Annotated in this window: 22 protein-coding genes; 14 read left to right on the top strand and 8 right to left on the bottom strand. The window is 58.3% G+C overall.

The genetic code is table 11. From position 1 onward, the window contains the following. Positions 1-102: 102 nt before the first annotated feature. From AC13E3_RS11470 to AC13E3_RS11505, 8 genes are all read left to right on the top strand, one after another. Positions 103-825: a hypothetical protein gene (locus AC13E3_RS11470; protein WP_288367878.1), complete on the top strand. Its 723-nt coding sequence runs from the start codon at positions 103-105 to the stop codon at positions 823-825. 33 nt (positions 826-858) lie between these two features. Beyond that, entirely contained in the window at positions 859-1302 is a 444-nt protein-coding gene (locus AC13E3_RS11475) for a GIY-YIG nuclease family protein (protein ID WP_288367880.1), read from the top strand. A gap of 158 nt (positions 1303-1460) precedes the next feature. After that, positions 1461-1679 (top strand): type II toxin-antitoxin system Phd/YefM family antitoxin, encoded by a 219-nt coding sequence (locus tag AC13E3_RS11480; protein WP_405417934.1) that lies wholly within the window; start codon positions 1461-1463, stop codon positions 1677-1679. Beyond that, positions 1669-1941 (top strand): type II toxin-antitoxin system BrnA family antitoxin, encoded by a 273-nt coding sequence (gene brnA, locus AC13E3_RS11485; RefSeq protein ID WP_288365781.1) that lies wholly within the window; start codon positions 1669-1671, stop codon positions 1939-1941. The genes AC13E3_RS11480 and brnA overlap by 11 nt, the downstream gene beginning before the upstream one ends. Further along, on the top strand, positions 1922-2146 hold the full coding sequence (locus AC13E3_RS11490; RefSeq protein ID WP_288365782.1) for an addiction module protein: 225 nt from the start codon (positions 1922-1924) through the stop codon (positions 2144-2146). Before brnA ends, AC13E3_RS11490 begins: the two co-directional genes overlap by 20 nt. Continuing rightward, a complete protein-coding gene (locus AC13E3_RS11495) occupies positions 2143-2436 on the top strand; it encodes a type II toxin-antitoxin system RelE/ParE family toxin (RefSeq protein WP_288365783.1) in 294 nt (97 codons plus the stop codon). The genes AC13E3_RS11490 and AC13E3_RS11495 overlap by 4 nt, the downstream gene beginning before the upstream one ends. Positions 2437-2474: 38 nt before the next feature. Further along, complete coding sequence (locus AC13E3_RS11500) at positions 2475-2825, top strand: RidA family protein (RefSeq protein WP_288365784.1); 351 nt, start codon at positions 2475-2477, stop codon at positions 2823-2825. Between the two features lie 76 nt (positions 2826-2901). Beyond that, positions 2902-3750, top strand: coding sequence for a sulfurtransferase (locus tag AC13E3_RS11505; protein WP_008177089.1), 849 nt, complete (start codon positions 2902-2904; stop codon positions 3748-3750). 29 nt (positions 3751-3779) lie between these two features. Here AC13E3_RS11505 and AC13E3_RS11510 read toward each other — a convergent pair whose 3' ends face one another. Then, entirely contained in the window at positions 3780-4304 is a 525-nt protein-coding gene (locus AC13E3_RS11510) for a cytochrome b (RefSeq protein WP_014579077.1), read from the bottom strand. A gap of 63 nt (positions 4305-4367) precedes the next feature. After that, a complete protein-coding gene (locus tag AC13E3_RS11515) occupies positions 4368-4721 on the bottom strand; it encodes a hypothetical protein (RefSeq protein WP_008177093.1) in 354 nt (117 codons plus the stop codon). 218 nt (positions 4722-4939) lie between these two features. Between AC13E3_RS11515 and AC13E3_RS11520 the strand changes: the two genes are divergently transcribed. Both AC13E3_RS11520 and AC13E3_RS11525 read left to right on the top strand, forming a co-directional pair. Then, on the top strand, positions 4940-5665 hold the full coding sequence (locus AC13E3_RS11520) for a response regulator (RefSeq protein WP_008177094.1): 726 nt from the start codon (positions 4940-4942) through the stop codon (positions 5663-5665). Continuing rightward, positions 5662-7077: a sensor histidine kinase gene (locus tag AC13E3_RS11525; RefSeq protein ID WP_482902053.1), complete on the top strand. Its 1416-nt coding sequence runs from the start codon at positions 5662-5664 to the stop codon at positions 7075-7077. The genes AC13E3_RS11520 and AC13E3_RS11525 overlap by 4 nt, the downstream gene beginning before the upstream one ends. A gap of 6 nt (positions 7078-7083) precedes the next feature. On the opposite strand, the gene AC13E3_RS11530 is transcribed toward AC13E3_RS11525, so the two are convergent. The 6 genes from AC13E3_RS11530 to AC13E3_RS11555 form a co-directional block, all read right to left on the bottom strand. Next, a complete protein-coding gene (locus tag AC13E3_RS11530) occupies positions 7084-7314 on the bottom strand; it encodes a hypothetical protein (protein ID WP_008177099.1) in 231 nt (76 codons plus the stop codon). A gap of 30 nt (positions 7315-7344) precedes the next feature. Then, a complete protein-coding gene (locus tag AC13E3_RS11535) occupies positions 7345-9093 on the bottom strand; it encodes an ArnT family glycosyltransferase (protein ID WP_008177100.1) in 1749 nt (582 codons plus the stop codon). Positions 9094-9102: 9 nt separating this feature from the next. Then, positions 9103-9771 (bottom strand): TVP38/TMEM64 family protein, encoded by a 669-nt coding sequence (locus AC13E3_RS11540; RefSeq protein WP_008177101.1) that lies wholly within the window; start codon positions 9769-9771, stop codon positions 9103-9105. A 1-nt stretch (position 9772) separates the two neighbouring features. After that, complete coding sequence (locus AC13E3_RS11545) at positions 9773-10540, bottom strand: glycosyltransferase family 2 protein (RefSeq protein WP_008177102.1); 768 nt, start codon at positions 10538-10540, stop codon at positions 9773-9775. 93 nt (positions 10541-10633) lie between these two features. Continuing rightward, entirely contained in the window at positions 10634-12055 is a 1422-nt protein-coding gene (locus tag AC13E3_RS11550) for an ATP-binding protein (RefSeq protein ID WP_405417944.1), read from the bottom strand. Then, positions 12046-12732: a response regulator gene (locus tag AC13E3_RS11555; protein WP_008177104.1), complete on the bottom strand. Its 687-nt coding sequence runs from the start codon at positions 12730-12732 to the stop codon at positions 12046-12048. Before AC13E3_RS11555 ends, AC13E3_RS11550 begins: the two co-directional genes overlap by 10 nt. A gap of 138 nt (positions 12733-12870) precedes the next feature. Here AC13E3_RS11555 and AC13E3_RS11560 point away from each other — a divergent pair, with 138 nt between their 5' ends. From AC13E3_RS11560 to AC13E3_RS11575, 4 genes are read left to right on the top strand one after another with little or no spacing between them, the layout of a single operon-like run. After that, positions 12871-13581 carry a thermostable hemolysin gene (locus tag AC13E3_RS11560; protein WP_405417946.1) on the top strand — a complete coding sequence of 237 codons (711 nt, stop codon included), beginning with the start codon at positions 12871-12873 and terminating at the stop codon, positions 13579-13581. Beyond that, complete coding sequence (locus AC13E3_RS11565; protein WP_104270460.1) at positions 13565-15751, top strand: AMP-binding protein; 2187 nt, start codon at positions 13565-13567, stop codon at positions 15749-15751. Before AC13E3_RS11560 ends, AC13E3_RS11565 begins: the two co-directional genes overlap by 17 nt. Beyond that, positions 15738-16520, top strand: a complete 783-nt coding sequence (locus AC13E3_RS11570) for an SDR family oxidoreductase (protein WP_104270461.1) — start codon at positions 15738-15740, stop codon at positions 16518-16520. Before AC13E3_RS11565 ends, AC13E3_RS11570 begins: the two co-directional genes overlap by 14 nt. Continuing rightward, a complete protein-coding gene (locus tag AC13E3_RS11575; protein WP_014579092.1) occupies positions 16517-17137 on the top strand; it encodes a tetratricopeptide repeat protein in 621 nt (206 codons plus the stop codon). The genes AC13E3_RS11570 and AC13E3_RS11575 overlap by 4 nt, the downstream gene beginning before the upstream one ends. The last annotated feature ends 4 nt before the right edge of the window (positions 17138-17141 follow it).

Genomic DNA, 17141 nt, shown 5'->3' on the forward strand with positions numbered 1-17141 from the left:
GGTTAACAGGGCGCCAAATACGCTGCCCTTTGTTTCCGCCCGTTACCAATCGCGTTAACTCGAAAATTTCAATAAAATCACTTAACCTAGAGGGGTCACAAAATGGCTGAGGCTGCTTCCATTGGAGAGCTGGTAGTAAGCGGAATCTCTCACGTTGCGTGGCCTGCAACAGTCCTGACACTCGGGCTAGTTTTCCGAGGTGGCATCAAGTCCGGATTTGAGAAACTTTTTAGTAGGTCTAGCTTGAAGGAATTCAAAGCTGGAGCGGCTGGAATATCTGCCACTTTTGAGGCAGAACGGCAGATAAGCGCGGAAACATCTGACCTTACTAATGCGGACAAGGGCCCAGCTGTATTACCTCAAGGGCAAGACTACGAAGAGTTAGTCGCCAGACAGCAAGGGCAAGAAACTCCGTATTCCCAACGACTTTACGAAAATGTTGTTGCGCATTTGAATGCATTGGGAGTAGACGATCAATCAAAGATTGACCTCCTCAGTAAAGAAGTATCTCTCCTTCAAAACTCTGTTCAATGTTTGAATGTCGCTCGAGTTTTGTTCAGATCCCAATTTGAGCTATTCAATTCACTTCGTGATGGGCCAGGTGTAGTTACTCAAGGGGAGATAGAAAATCACTTCAAACTGGTGTCATCAGAGCATCCGGATGCTCTCCAAAGTTGGGATTATCTGAAGTATCTTTCCTATCCAGTTACTGCCGGCTTGATGGTTTACGCACAAGGTAGCTATCGGCTTACAGAGTTTGGAAAATCGTTTGTCGATTTCATGAGGATGAGTCCAGCAATTATTGATGATCTGGCTAAGCTGTAAGAGTAGTTAAAAAGTGCGTCAACGAGTTTTCATATGATCGGAACCTTGGAAGACCTAAAAGATATAGTTGCTGAATACTGTGCAAATTATCGGCATCCTGACCTCGAAGACTTCACATTAGGTCCACTATACGATTTGTTTCCAGGTCAAGCAGGCGGAATGCTGCACGCTGAACTCAAATGGAATGAGACTTGGCCAAGTAACGGCCAAGCCGGTGTCTATGCATTTCTCGATGGTGCTGGCGCATTAGTCTACATCGGCAAGTCATCGATGAAGAGCTCAGTTAGTGCGAGATTGAACGCGTACGCCAGCTATGGTCCGGATAAAAGTTGCAAGTTGAAGCACGATGGTTGGATTGATCAACCTCGATATGAGTTCATAATTGGTGTCCCTCGAACAACGTCGTTTGAGGCCGCGGCCCTGGAAGAGTTCTTGATTCGCGAAATTCCAACTTCTGATAATGTGAACGGAGTTTGAGAGCTTCGTTAACGAAGCGGTCAACCGGACGCCAAAAGCGTACCACTTTTGGTTCCCCCGCTGCGCTCCGGCGCTGGTTACAATCAGCGTTAGCTGTGAATGCCTCACCCACAAAGTGATGCTGCAGTGTCACTGCCAGTTTGGATCAGGGTGAACCCATGAAAATTGAGCTTGTTACAAACCTCAAGCGCCAAGCTACAAAAATCCTGGCTGATCTGCACCGGTCTAAAGAGCCGGTACTGATAACTGAACATGGCCAGCCATCGGCTTATCTTGTTGATGTGCAGGATTACGAATTCATGCAGCGTAGAATTGAGCTGCTTGAGGGGCTCTCACGTGGAGAGAGTGCTGTAGAGGTTGAGCTCTATGAAAGCTAAAGACTTCGACAAAAAATTTGAGGAAGGTCAGGAAGACATTGTTGATGACTTGGACCTGTCTTCTGCTCGCCGCGTTAATCAGGAAGAAAAGCGAATCAACGTCGATTTCCCGGCTTGGGTTGTCGACTCGTTGGATCGTGAGGCTGCGCGCATTAGCGGAGCGTTAAAGCGAAAACCCGAGTCGTGGCACCGTATTCCCATTCGTGTCAAAATTGGACGATACGTGAACGAGGGATTTTTCCATGAATCTCCAAAAAATTGAAGACGAGGCGCTCCACCTCCCTAAAGAGGAGCGAGCCCAATTGATCCAGCGACTGGTGTTGAGTCTGGAGTCTCCGTCAGAAGAAGAGCTCAGGTCCGATTGGTTATTTGAGGCCCGGCGCAGGGGTGAAGAGCTCGACAATGGCACAGTTCAGGCTGTGTCTGGCGATGAGGTCATGAAGAAGGCTAGAGCACTGATTAAATGACCTATTCTTTTCACCCGGCAGCGGAAGCCGAGTTCCTGGAGTCAGTTGGTTATTACGAATCAAAAGTTCCGGGATTGGGTGGTGCCTTTATAGAGGAATTTGAGGCCCTGGCCAATTTAGTTGGCGAGTCACCCAAAGCCTGGCAAGTCGAGTTGCCACCAGATATTCGTAGAGCGCCCCTTCACAGATTTCCCCTGTCTATTGTTTACCGAGAGATGCCTGATGGTTTTCAGGTTCTGGCTGTTGCCCATGACCGGCGGCGTCCGCAGTACTGGCTGGGCAGGCTTTAACAATCCGCCACACGGCGACCACCAACAAGGCCATCACCATGACCATTGAACGTATCTCCACCAACAGCCGAATGAGCAAGATCGTAAAACACAACGGCACTGCTTACTTTTGCGGTCAGGTTGCCAAGGACCGTAACGCCGATATTCATACCCAGGTAACCGGGATGCTGGAGAAAGTGGACGAGCTGCTCGAGACCGCCGGCTCCAGCCGCGATCGAATCCTTTCGGCAACCATTTACCTGGCAGACATGGCCGATTTCAAAGCCCTGAACGAGGTGTGGGACAACTGGGTGCCTGAAGGTACGGCGCCGGCCCGGGCCTGCGTTCAGGCTCAGATGGCGTCGCCGGAGTTGCTGGTGGAAATCTCGGTGATTGCCGCAACGTCCTGACGGCAGCCGGGAAGGTCTGGCGATTTGTCGGCCTGAGAAGTCGGCCGTTTATTTCTGGTAGGAACAGGAGCACACCATGGCGTCCCCACTCGTAACCACCGACTGGTTGCAGGAAAACCTCGATAACGAACGGTTGGTTCTTATCGACGCGAGTATGGCCACGGTTATTGGCAAGGAGCCGATCGTTTATGATCACCCGGTGTGGATACCGGGGAGCTTCCAGATTGATCTGGAGGGAACGCTCTGCAATACGGAATCGTCCCAGCTCCATGCGTTTCCTACCGAGGAACAGTTCACTCAGGAAGTTCGCAGGCTGGGCATAACGCCTGAAAGACTGGTGGTGCTTTACGACAACCAGGGAATCTATTCCGCTCCCCGGGCCTGGTGGATTCTGCGGTCGATGGGCCTCGAACAGGTTTTCGTGCTCGATGGTGGCCTGCCACAGTGGTTGGCAGAGGGGCGTGAGACGGTGTCGGCCCCGATTAATAGTGCGGCTTCCGCCGGGAACGTGGCGGGCCGTCTGGACCGCGGACGGGTTCGGGATTCCGCCTTCGTGCTACAGCATCTGGACGACGAGCGAGTTTCGGTGATTGATGCGAGATCCCGGGCGCGGTTCCTGGCTCAGGCCCCGGAACCCCGCCCGGGAGTGCGCGGCGGCCATATTCCGAACTCACTCAGTCTTCCGTTTACCGAGGTGCTGGATGGTTACCGGTTTAAGCCGGTCAGTGAGCTGGAGGCAAAGTTCAGGCATCTCGGTACGAACCTTCAGCCCGGAGACGGGCATCAACTGGTGTTTTCCTGCGGTTCCGGCATCACCGCCTGCATCATTCTGCTGGCGGCCGAGCTGGCCGGGTATGACCAGCTCTCTCTTTACGATGGTTCCTGGGCGGACTGGGGCAGCGACGATTCGCTGCCGGTGGCTTGAGCCCGAGGGTTTTCCTGTATCTTGGGCCGTCAGGCCATGCGCTTCATGATCCGGTCTCCCAGCAGGTACTGATGCGCCAGGGCAGCTGCTACGTGTACGCCAATCATGAGCCACAACACGTTGGCCAGCACTTCATGAACCTCTTCCCCGCTGTCTTCCAGCCACTCGATTTCCGGGCCGTAGCCAAAGACTGTCCAGCCGAAAAAGGTAACAGGATCGCCTTCACCGAGGGAGGATGCGAGCCCTGACAGCGGCATCAGGATCATCAGGGCATAGAGCGCAATGTGCCCGAGCTTGGCCATGGTCGCCCATTGAGCCGGTGGTGTTATACGTGCGCGGTTAAGCCAGCGCCAGAGACCGCGAAAGATAACCAGCCCGAAAATGGTCAGGCCCAGGGTCTGGTGCCAGGCCATAAGCGACGCATCAGAGAGTGTGTGCTCCAGGGCTTCAAACCAGACTTCGCTGGCAAGCATTACCAGCAACATAACCGCCATTATCCAGTGCACAGCCCGGGAAACGGCACCATAGCGGTTGTCAGCGTCCATCAGTGTCATCGCGATTCTCCTTGATCAAAGGCTGGCGGGGCACCTCTCGGGCCCCGCGCTGGCTGTTGGTAATCAGCTCCGGTGTCCGCCGCGAACCGGGGCACCGTACTGGTTGAACTCCTGCTCCCGGATCAGATTCTGCTCGGCATCTCGCAGTTGGACCCGGTATGTGCCATCCGACGTTTCCTCAACGGACACATCCACGCCCGGGCCGAAGCGTCTTAGCGCCTGGCCGTAAGCCATGATGCGCATTTCGTCGGTGCTGTATTGCTTCAGATCGGAACCCATGGATTTGCCGTGGTGGCGATTCTCGTAACGATCGTCACAGTCACCTCGCCCGTAGTCGTCATCGGCAGACGCAAGCAGTGGCGTGGCGCCGAGTATCGCGGCGATGGAGAGAGCAGCAATGGTGGTCGTTTTCTTCATGGTCGAACTCCTTGGTTGGTTAAACCCATGACGGAATGTCATTGTTGGTCGGGAGTTATTCCATCAAGGAAACGTCGCAGAATTGTCTCGGTGACCCACCGACTTTGTCGCAACTTGTCGCAAGGCAGGGATTTGCGACGGTTTTTGACAAGATCGCGCCCAAGCGGGAAGTCGACTCCCCTATAATCAGGGCAGACGGTAATTCAACGGAGTAACGAGTGAGCGACTCTCCCACAATCCTGGTGGTCGATGACCACCGGGACATTCGAGATCTGGTCGGCCGCTATCTTCAGGAGCATGGCCTGCGCGTGCTGCTGGCGGATGGCGGCGATGCCTTGAAGCGCCAGTTGCGACAGCACTCCATCGACCTGGTTGTGCTGGACATCATGATGCCCGGGGACGATGGCCTCACGCTCTGCCGTTACCTTCGTGAGCACACCGAGTTGCCTGTTATTCTGCTTACAGCCATGAGCGAGGAAACCGATCGCATTGTCGGCCTCGAAATGGGCGCCGACGATTACCTCACCAAACCCTTTAACCCCCGGGAGTTGTTGGCCCGCATAAAAGCAGTTCTGCGCCGTACCACAGCGCTGCCACCGCAACGCAGCCCCATGGCCGGGCAGTCCCTGACGTTCGAGGGCTGGACGCTGGACGTCGACCGCCATCAACTCATCGATCCGGAAGGTGTCGAGGTGTCGTTGAGTACCGCCGAGTACAAGCTTCTGCTCGCCTTCCTTGAGCACGCCGGCCGCGTGTTGTCCCGTGATCAGCTGATGGACCTGACCCTCGGCAGAGAGGCGGATGCTTTCGATCGCAGCATTGATAATCATGTCAGCCGCCTGCGCCGAAAGATCGACCCGGATGCCCGCAGCCCCAGGCTGATCAAGACCATCTGGGGCGGTGGCTACCAGTGGATTGCTGCGGTCGAAGGGGCTGAACAATGAGACTGTGGCCACGGCGCGCCGGTGGGCAGCTGGCGCTGTTATTGATTCTGGTGCTGCTGGTGGCCCAGGTTATCACCATCGTTATTCTGGCGGGTGAGCGCCAGGGAGCGTTGCGCAGTGCCAGTCTGGAACACGTCCTCCAGCGGGTGGCCGATGGCTATACCCTGGCCGATACTACCGATCCGGAACGGCAGGAGCGCATCCTCCGGGCACTCTCCAGCCCGACCCTGCGGCTTTCCATTGATCCCGCGCCCTATCTGACCGAGGATCAGTCCTCCGACATGAGGCGCCGGCTGGCCGAGGAGCTGGGTCTGCCCGTGGCGCAGGTTCGAACGGCCATGGAGGCTGATGGAGACGACTGCCTGCGGGATCGCGATGATCATCGGGACCGTGAACGGCATGACGATGAGGATGATGAACACCACGAGTATGAAGAACACCGTGATGATGACAATCACGATGAACGGCAGGAATGCCCGCCGGTGCTGGGTGTTTCCCTGGCCCTGTCTTCCGGCCAGTGGTTCAATGCCCGGGCCCGGCCACCGGCGCCCTCCTGGCTGTGGCTAAAGGCGACGCTCACCAGTGTTGGTATTACTGCAGTGCTGCTCACGCTGACCTTGTTGCTGGCGGTTCGTCGAATCCTGCGGCCAATGAACGAGTTGAGCCAGGCGGCCCACGCGTTCGGGCGGGGGGAGAAAGTCCGGATTCCTGAAAAGGGGCCGGAGGATGTTCGTGAGGTTACCCGCGCCTTCAACCAGATGCAGGATCAGGTTGGCCGCGCCCAGGAAGACCGGGCAAGGCTGCTGGCGGCTCTCGCTCACGACCTGAGGACACCCATTACCTCCATGCGGCTGCGGGTTGAAATGCTGCCGGAAGGTGAGGACAGGGACCGTCTTCTCGATTCCCTCAGGGAAATGCAGCATCTTGCCGAAGCTACCCTCGATTTCATCCGGGGCACCACCACCGAACAGCATCGTCGCTATGATCTGGCGACCCTGCTGGACAGCCTGTGTGGCGATCTCCAGGAAATGGGGCTGGCGGTGCACTGTGATGACAGCCCGAGATCTGTACTCCAGGGGCAGCCCGAAGCCGTCAAACGTGCCCTGCGTAATTTGATTGAGAACGCGGTTAATTATGGCGAGCAGGCGGAAGTAACACTGGCAACCACAGACACAGAAGCGGTTGTCACGATTGTTGATCAGGGGCCGGGTATTCTGGAGGCGGACCGGGAACGGGTTTTTGAACCCTTCTATCGGCTGGAACACTCACGCAGCCGCGAAACCGGTGGCGCAGGCCTGGGCCTGGCTATCGCCCGCACCCTGATTCGGGGGATGGGTGGCGATATCCGGCTGGGTGCTGGCCCGGGAGGTCAGGGCCTGCAGGTTTCGGTGACCTTGCCCAAAACCAGGTAGGGCCTGTCAGAACAGCACTTCGGCACGGGCAAACCCCAGGGCGTCGAGTGCCTCGACGGTCGCATCCAGGTTTGCGTAGCTGCAGACATGATCGTCGTCTGAGATCAGGAAAAAGGTCTTTCCTTCAATATCCTTAAAAAGTATGACCCATTCGTGCGCATTCGAGGGGGATCGTACGATTTTCACGGAATCAACACGGTTTTCTTTCCGACGGGCTTTAATTTCATGCTTTTTCATCGTTTCTTCTTCTCTTAATCCCTCGCCAGCTCAATCCTGCCAACTGCCGGGCTCAGGCGTGGTAAACCGTTTGACCTTGTCTGGTGGTGCGCAGCTGGGGTTCATTTGTTCATCAGTCAATAATAGGTAGCTGTCCCGGTGGGCCGTGCCCACGGGAATGGCACCCTCTTTGGTGAAGCAGGGTAGCTCAATCTGATCGGCGACGAGGAGATAGCTGTCCTCGGTTTCGCTCATCCACAACCAGGCATTGCGATTTTCCTGTTCCCGACCGGTAAAGAAGCTGAAATGGGTGAAGTCGCGTTTGGAAAACAGCAGGAACTGCTCCCGGAAGTCGATCATGCCGAGCTGCCCGCCGGGCGGGATATGCTGTTCTGCGGCGGCCAGCACGTTGCGAGGAGTTCGAAGCGGCTCAAGAATTCGATAGCCCCAGGTGCCCAGCAGCAGCCAGGTGATCATCATGGCCAGAAACAGACGCCCCAGCGCACGGGAGCGCCAGAACCCGAACAGGGTGATCAGCCAGGCCAGTCCTATGACGAAGACGAACGTCCCCGCCTCGTGCAGTTTGGCCGGGTCGGTGCTGTAGTCAGCCACTTTTTCAACCAACCTGGGGTGGTCGTTCCAGGCCAGGACGCCAACCGCCATCAACGCGATACCGAGCAGTAACTGCACACCTGTCAGGAGCGGCGGAAACCACCCCGCCGGTTTCTGGCTGCTGAGCAGCGGGGCGAGAATCAGCGCCAGCATGGGCAATGCTGGCAACAGGTAAACACCGCGCTTGCCGGGGCTGAGGCTGAAAAACACGATGACCAGGGCAATCCAGCCCAGAAGTACAGGAATAATCGGCCGGTACCGGGCGGTTTCAGACAGGGGCCGGATCAAGGCCAGCAGCAACAGCGGAAGAGGAAACCAGAGCGAGGGAATTACGCTGGTGAGGTAATAGTACCAGGGCTGGATATGGCCCCATGAGTCGGCATAGCGCTCGCCGGTCTGCTTGAACAGGATATTATTCCGATAAGCCAGGGCCTCTTCGGTGCCGAGATTGTTAACGTAAAGCACCATGGGAATCAGCCAGGCGGCAACCACTGCCAGCATGGCCAGCGGGCCCAGTGCGCAGCGCCAGGTGAGCGTGCCACGGAACAATGCGCGATCGCGAAGCTTCATGACCACGATCGGAATGAGCATCAGCGCCGGCAGGAAGCCAACCCCTTTGGTGATGATCCCGAGCCCCATAAATGCCCAGCCAACGAAGTACCATCCCCAGGCGGGCCCGCTAAAAAAGTGTCGGATCAGGCCGTAGCAGGCAACCGCAATCCAGCAGGCGACCATGGCGTCGATCTGGGCTTTCTGGGCCTGGATCACGAACTGGGGCGCAAGCATCAGCAACATGACCGCGATGGCACCGGTTCGCTGGTTCCACAGGCGGGTGCCCAGATCAAAGACCAGTCCCAGTGTCAGCAGGCTACACAGCGCATTGGGCAGCAGGAATGCAATCTTCAGGTTGCCGGTCAGCCAGTAAAAGAAGGCAATACTCCACATGAACACCGGTGGCTTGTCCGGGTAGAACTCACCACCCCGCATGGGGATCAGCCATTGCCCGGAGGCGACCATTTCGCGGGCCACTTCCGCGAACCTCGGTTCGTCGGCAGGCCAGGGGGAACGTAGTCCGATCCCGGTAAAAATCACGACTGCGGCAAAGGCCAGCAGTAACAGCAGGAGTTGATTGCGGGAAAGGTTAAACACGGTGTCCGGCAGGTGGCGGACGAAGGGTGATGCAGGCATGGTTCGGTCTCAGAGAGAGTCGGAAACGGAATCGGCCAGCGTCCTGGCCCTCTGGTTGTGATAGAGAAAAGCACCAATCAGCGAGGCGAGAATGAAAAAGCCGATGCTCACGGCAAGCTGATAGGCATTAGCATTGCCGATACCGGCACCGGCCAGGGCAAACACCAGCATCTGGGGCAGGTAGCCAAGGGTGCTGCCGAACAGGAACGGTGAGAAACGGATCCCGGAGCAGCCTGCGACAAGGTTGGTCACCAGGTTACTGCCCACCGGCAGCAAACGCACCATGAGAACCTTCAACAGCGTCTGCTCCCGGAACAGGCGATCAAACTGCTGCATGCGATGGCTGAACCGCCGGCTCAATGGCGTTCGCAGCAGCCAGCGGGCGGTCAGGAAACAGCCGGTGGCCCCGATGGCGGCGGCCAGGGTCGACAGCAGTGTCCCGTTGAACCCGCCCAGCGCAAAACCCAGCACGAAGGCGAGCAACTGGCGTGGAGCGCCGAGGCCGGTAAACAATGCGCCGGCGAGGGTAATCACCACCAATCCGCCGACACCATGGCTGTGGAGATAGTTCGCCACTTCATTCTGGTCGGCAATGAAGTCGAGCCAGCCGTTGTGGATGGTCAGATAGCCAACCAGCACCAGGGCGGCGAAGGCCAGCCAGCGGGAACCGTTGATCATGTCAGGAGCGCTCCGCCACCGATCCCTGTGGATCGGCCTGACCGGCACTGCTGATAACAGGAACCCGGGTGCGGTGCAGCAACCAGAGTACACCGAGCAGGTCCAGGATGCCGGCCCAGGTCCGGTTCCAGGCGTTGTATTTGGAAATCCCGGCGATGCGTGGGCGGTGGTTTACCTCCACGATGGCAATGTCACCGCCGATCCCGCGTACCAGCGCCGGGATGAATCGGTGTCCGTGATCGAACCAGGGGAGTTTGAGGAAGGTTTCCCGGGGAAACAGCTTCAGGCCGCAACCGGTATCGGGCACGCCATCATGAAGCAGTGCATCCCGCACGCGATTGGCCAGGCGGGACTGGAAGCGCTTCCACGCAGTGTCCTTGCGATTCTTGCGATAGCCGGCAATACAGAAGTCCGGGTTCCGCATGGTGTTGGCTTTCTGCAGCATGGCGGGAATGTCGGCCGGATCGTTCTGGCCATCGCCATCCATGGTAACAATCAACCTGCTCCGGGCCTGTCGGATACCCGATGCCAGGGCACCGCTCTGGCCGATGCTGCGCTCGTGGCGAATGGTCAACAACCGGCCGCCGAGGGCCCGGGCTGTCCGAACGGCTGTGTCCAGCGTGCTGTCTGTGCTGCCATCATCCACCAGCACCACCTCAAAGCCGTGATAGTCACGCATTACCCCATAGGCCTCGGTCAGCAGGGTAGCGATGTTGGCTTCTTCATCCTTGGCCGGTATAACCAGCGAAAGAGTTCTTTCCTGACCCATGTAAAGACATCCTCGAAAACGGAATATCAACCGGGCCGTCTGTCGGCCCTGTTCAATTGGGCCGGAGTATCCTCCTCAAACCTTAAAACAATCTTAAACCTTCTTGAGACGAGAGGTGGCACGGGCCGGGAGCCAGATGCTGACGCACAGGCCCGAGTTGCCATCCGGCCGGTCGCCCAGGGTGAGCTGGCCACCATGAAGTTCAGCGATGCGCCTGGCGATGGCCAGCCCGAGACCCGCGCCACCACCGAGTCGCTGGTCCAGCCGGACAAAACGGCTCAAAGCCCGCTCACGTGCCTCGGCTGGGATGCCGGGGCCCTGGTCGCACACGGTTATATGGTATCCCTCACCGGCAGGCGTGAGGTGTGTTTCGATGCTTGTGTGTTCGGGGCTGTACTGGATGGCGTTCGCCAGCAGGGAGCGCATGAGCGTGTTGATCAAGGCGCTGTGGCAGGAGACCAGGGCCTGACCGGCATCGTCCTGCAGCACGGGGTCGATGTCCTTTTTCAGGGCCAGCGGTGCCACATCGGCAATGCTCTGTTCCACGATGGCAGACAGGTTGTGGTATTCCGGGGTGAAATCGGCACCAGAGTCGACGCGGTTGAGCAGCAGCATCTGCTCAACCAGGTGCACCATGCGGTCCACGGACTGGATCAGACCGCCGTATTGCTCCGGGTCGTTCTCGTAGACTTTTTCCAAATTCAGGCGCAGGGCCGTAAGCGGTGTCCTCAGTTCGTGGGCGGCATCGGCAGAAAACCGCCTCTCCCGTTCCAGGGCCTGGTTGAGGCGAAGGAGCAGACCATTCACCGCCTGCACCAGACCGGCGACTTCCTTGGGCGCCTGCCGGTCGTCCAGTGGGTGTATATTTTCCGGGGCCATGTTGCGGATTGGGCGCTCAAGCTTTAAAAGCGGCCTGAAACCGAGCTGGATGGCGGCACTGGCGGCAAGTAACAGCAGGGGCAGGGCAATCAACAACGGCAGAATGTTCCCCAGGGCCAGTTCCTCGCTAAGCTCCTCACGAATATCTTCGCGCTGTGCCGTCCGGATCCAGAAACCGGTGATTGGATCCTGGAGTGTAAACACTCGCCAGCGAAAGCCACTGGACTCTGCCCAGGAATAGCCGGGTGTCAGTCCTTCGGTATCGTCGGCTTTGAGGGTATCCAGCAATGGTTCGCGCTCCGGGGTCCAGACCTCGAATGCCAGTTTCTTCTCGTACTTGTGCCCGGTTCCACCGGGCAGGATTTCGTTATTGTCAGCTTCAAAATCCACTCCTGGCGTGTCGGGTCGGGGCAGCTCCAGGGTTTCGCTCAAAGTTCTAGGTAGCTGCTCTACAGACTGGGTGTCTGCCAGGTGCTGCACGAGACCCTGAACGATCCGCGTGCTTTGTGCCAGCTCGGCGTCAAACAGCTCCTCAAGCTCGTGGTTGCTTTCGATGTAGCTCCAGGCCGCAGCAACAAGTGCAATCAGCAGAACGGTGGAGGTAACCAGCAGGGTCAGTGTGCGGGTCAGGGACATTCGGTCACCCTGGCGGCAGCCTGGCTGTCGAGCAGATAACCGACACCGCGTAGGGTCCGAATGGTTTCCTTGCCAACCCTGCGACGCAGGTGGTGGATGTGCACCTCCAGGGCGTTGCTTTCCGCGCCGTGGTCCCAGCCGTAAAGCTGTTCTTCCAGCCGTCGTCGTGTGGCTACCTGATCCGGGTGTCGCATCAGGTAGTGAAGAATCTGGAATTCACTGCGGGGCAATGTGGTGGTTTCGCCGCCGCTGGTCAGTTGTCCGTTGTCCGGGTTGAGCACCAGTTGGCCCACCGTCAGACCGTTCTGCGGCACCGAGGAGCCCCGACGTGTGACTGCCCGGATTCTGGCCTTGAGCTCCGCCATGGCGAAGGGTTTGGTGAGGTAGTCATCGGCGCCGGCATCCAGGCCGGTCAGTTTTTCATCCAGACCGGAACGGGCAGTCAGGATGATCACCGGCGTTTGCACGCCCTGTTTCCTGGCTGCCTTCAGGATGTCCAGGCCATCAACGCGGGGCAGAGTCAGGTCCAGTATTGCCAGATCAAAGTGCTCGCTGGTGAGTGCACCCAGGGCCTGCTGGCCGTCGTCGAGCCAGTCCACCGTGTTCTGTCCGTCACGCAACATTCCCAGCATGGTGTTGGCCAGGTGATGGTCGTCTTCTACAAGCAATATCCGCATGGCAGGTCCTGTTACCGGTCTGGTGATCATTCTGGCACAGAAATCTTAAGGCCAGCTTAAGAAAACTTCCGGCTGTTCTTAAGCCTTGGTTAAGGCTGGCGCTCTAGTCTGGGAGGCGTACCTTAAGAGAGGCCTTTTATGACAGACCCGCTGATGATGTCCACATGTTGTCCCCCGGATTCCGAGGAGGTGGTTCCGGTCATCCGTTGTGCCGGTCGCTGGTTTAACGAGATCCGTCCCGAGACGGCAATGGCCGGGACGGTCGCGGATTTTATCCGTCGGCGCTTCCTGCATGCCTATGGCGCCGAGCCTTCTCTGCGCATACCGGCATTGCTTGCCCTGACAACGGCTCAGGGCAGTCTTCTTGCCGCGGTCGGTGTTCGTAATGCTGCGCTGGAAAAACTGTTCCTGGAAGATTATCTGTCGGTGCCTGTGGAGTCGGTGATGCCGGTTGCGGGCATCGAGCGACATCGGATCGCGGAGATTGCCCATCTGGCGGGCGTTGAAGCCGGCGTTAGCCGTTTTCTGTTTGCCTCGTTGTCGGTGTGGCTGGATGGGGCCGGTTATGACTGGGTGGTGTGCACCGGCACGGATCAGCTACGCAACAGTTTTCATCGCCTGGGCATTGCCACTCAGGTCCTGGCGACTGCCGATCCCGCCATGTTGCCCGATGGCGGTGCCGGCTGGGGGCGTTATTACGACCATCATCCGGTGGTGATGGCCATTCGTGTCGCCGATGGTATGTCGGCACTGCGGACCGCCGGTTTGCTCCGGTTGATTCAGCCGGTTGAGTCCGAAGCCCCCGGGGAAGAAGCGATGGCAGGAGGTTCCTATGGCCACATTGCCTGAACTTCTGCAACGCCAGGCGGCCGTCCAACCCTCACAAACGGCGCTCCAGGGGCCGGAGTCGGCCTTCACATACGCTCAGATGATGCAGGCGGCCGAGGCTCTCGCCGACCAGTTGACGCGCCTTGGTGTGCGCCGGGCCGGCCTGTGTGGCGACAACTCCGTGGCGTGGATTCTTGCCGATCTGGCCTGTTTGCTTGCCGGCGTGGTGTGTGTCCCCGTGCCGGTGTTTTTTTCACGGACCCAGACGGAACACCTGACTGAACGAGCTGGCCTTGATTGCCTGTTGTCAGGGGGCGCAAGCAATGGCGGTGAGCACATTGGCCATGGTGTCTGGCTAAGGCATTTGCCGGTAACAGCGGCAGCCGCCTGGATGCCGGAGCAGACCGCGAAGATAACCTTTACGTCTGGCAGTACAGGCAACCCAAAGGGCGTCTGCCTGTCGGTGGCCCAGATGACGGCCACCACGCTGGCCTTGCAGGAGCGTCTTGAGGGCGTCGACCTTGAGCGGCACCTGTGCATCCTGCCACTGGCCACATTGCTGGAGAACATTGCCGGGGTTTATCTGCCATTGCTTATGGGCAGTACGGTAATGGTCGCACCCTTGCAGGATCTGGGCATGACCGGAAGCAGTGGGCTGGACATCGACCGGCTGGTACAGGGCGTCAACGAACACCAGCCGCAGTCCCTGATTCTGGTGCCGGAACTGGCTATGACGCTGGTGTCTGCGGCCGAACAGAAACAGCTGGACAGTAATTCTTTCCGGTTTCTGGCGGTTGGTGGCGGACGGGTTTCGTCCGACCTGCTTGCCAGGGGCCGCGCGGTCGGCCTGCCGCTTTATGAGGGTTATGGGCTTTCCGAGTGCAGTTCCGTGGTTGCATTGAACGTGCCTGGAACCGAACGCGAAGGTGCGGTGGGTAAACCGCTCTCCCATGTTCGGGTACGGGTGGATGACCGCGGACACATTCTGGTGGCCGGGAACACCCACCTGGGTTACCTGGGGGATGAACCGGCAGGGGATGAGTGGCTGGATACCGGTGACCTGGGTGCCCGGGATGCCGGGGGTTTCCTGTCGGTGAGCGGTCGCGCGAAGAATCTTCTGATTACCAGCTTTGGTCGCAACATCAGCCCGGAATGGCTGGAGAGTGAACTCATACAGGCGATAGGTGCCCGCCAGGCGGTGGTGTTTGGTGATGGCGATCCCTGCCCTTCCGCCCTCGTTGTGGTGCAGGATGGTCGTTCACCTGAAGCGTTGCGCTCGCAGCTGGACGCTCTGAACAACAATTTGCCGGACTACGCCCGTTTGTCCGGTGTCTATATCCGCCGTCAGCCATTGAGCCAGGCTGAGGGCTACCTGACTGCAAACGGCCGGCCTGTTCGCCAACAGATTCAGGCGGATCTGCCAACGCTGCTGGCCGGCGCATTTCCGATTTTCATGAATCTTTCGATATCCAATTCTGAACTTTCAAACCCGCCAGGAGGATCTTTCATGGCATTTTTCGATCGACTGCAGTCCGAAACTGCACAAGCCCGCGCCCACGTAACCGGTGCGCCTGTTATTGAGGCCATCCGCGAGGGCCGGTTTGACCTGAATGGCTATACCTGGTTTCTCACCCAGGCGTATCACCACGTGAAACACACCGTGCCCCTGATGATGGCGTGCGGTGGCCGCTTACCCGAGCGTCTGGAATTTGTGCGAAAGGCGTTGGTGGAATACATCGAGGAGGAGTATGGCCACCATGAGTGGATCCTCAACGATCTTGCGGCCTGCGGAGAGGACAAGGAAGCCATTCGTCATGGCAGCCCGGATACCTCTATCGAGCTGATGGTCGCCTACCTCTATGACCGCATCAACCGCGGGAACCCGGCCGCCTTTTTCGGCATGGTTCAGGTGCTTGAGGGAACGTCGATCGAGCTGGCGACGCCGCTCGGTGAAGCCATCCAGAAACAGCTTGGCCTGCCCAAGGAAGCGTTCAGCTACCTCTACTCCCATGGTGCTCTGGACCAGGAGCATTTCGAGTTCTTCCGGAACCTGATGAACGAAATCACCGATCCGGATGACCAGCAGGCCATTATCGAGGCGGCCCGTATGGTCTACCGGCTATACGGCGACATGCTGCACAGCATCCCCGTGCCCGAGAATCGCAAGGAGCGGCGCCATGAGGCTGCATGATCGGGTGTTCCTGCTTCTGGGTGGCACCGGCGGTATAGGAAAGGCGCTCGTGGAGCCGTTGGTCAGGGCAGGTGCTCGGGTGATTATCGCTTCCCGGCACCCGGAAAAGCTTGAACATCGGGAAGGTGTCTCGCTCGTACATCTGGATCTTGCGGCGCCGGACCTCGACCAGCAGCTGGTTCGGCTCGGCGATGCCTATCCGGATATTGATGGCGTTATCCACTGTGCCGGCCAGAACTGCTTTGCCAGCCTGGGCAATATGACAGTCAATGAACTGGACGCCCAGATTGCCGTCAATCTCCGGTCAGCGATGATTGTCGCCAGGCATTTTGCACCAAGGTTTGAAAAAGCCGAACAGGGAGCGCTGGTGTTCGTGGGGTCCACCTTTGGCAGCATCGGTTTCCCCGGCTACACCGCATACTGCGCCAGCAAGTTTGGTCTGCGCGGTTTCAGCGAAGCCCTGCGCAGGGAACTGGCCGATACCCCGGTTCAGGTGATCTATGTGGCCCCCCGCGCCACTGCCACGGACATGAATCCGAAGGCCGTGAACGAGCTGAACCGGGCACTCGGCAACGCCATGGACGCACCTGGAGCGGTGGCGGCGCAGATTCTGGCTGCTATGGAAAATGACGATCGCCGGCGTTTTCTGGGCTGGCCCGAGAAGTTGTTCGTGGTCATCAACGGCATCCTGCCCAAAATTGTCGATAAGGCGATGCTGAAGCAACTGCCGGTGATCCGGCGGTTTCTGAATCCGGGAGTGTTGTCATGAAACGTGTTTTATTGATGGTCTTGTGTCTGGCTGCCCAGCCGCTTTGGGCAGCTGCTCTTGAGACCGAGCTGGCCGACATCCAGCATCGCTGGGCCGAGATCCAGTACCAGGTACCGGAGGACGAAAAAGAGAAAGCCTTCGAGGGCCTGGCTGGCGAGGCGGAACAGTTTGTTGCCCATTATCCGGATCGGGCAGAGCCGCTGATCTGGCAGGGTATTGTGCTGAGCACCTACGCCGGTGCCAAAGGTGGTCTGGGTGCCCTGGGCCTGGTCAAGGACGCCCGGAAATCCCTGGAAGCGGCCCTGGCTATCGATCCTGATGCGCTGGATGGCTCGGCTTACACATCCCTTGGCAGCCTTTATTACCAGGTTCCTGGCTGGCCACTGGGCTTCGGTGATGACGACAAGGCCCGTCAGTATTTGCAGAAAGCATTGGCGATCAATCCTGATGGTATGGATGCCAATTTCTTCTTTGGCGATTTTCTGCTGGACCAGGGCGAGCCTGAAAGAGCCCGGAGCTATCTGCAGAAAGTCCTCGAAGCACCCGACAGGGCGGGCCGCGACGTCGCTGATGCCGGTCGGCGGGAAGAAGCCAGGAACCGTCTGGACTCGCTCTGATTCG

It is taken from the genome of Marinobacter sp. L-80 (assembly GCF_056859395.1).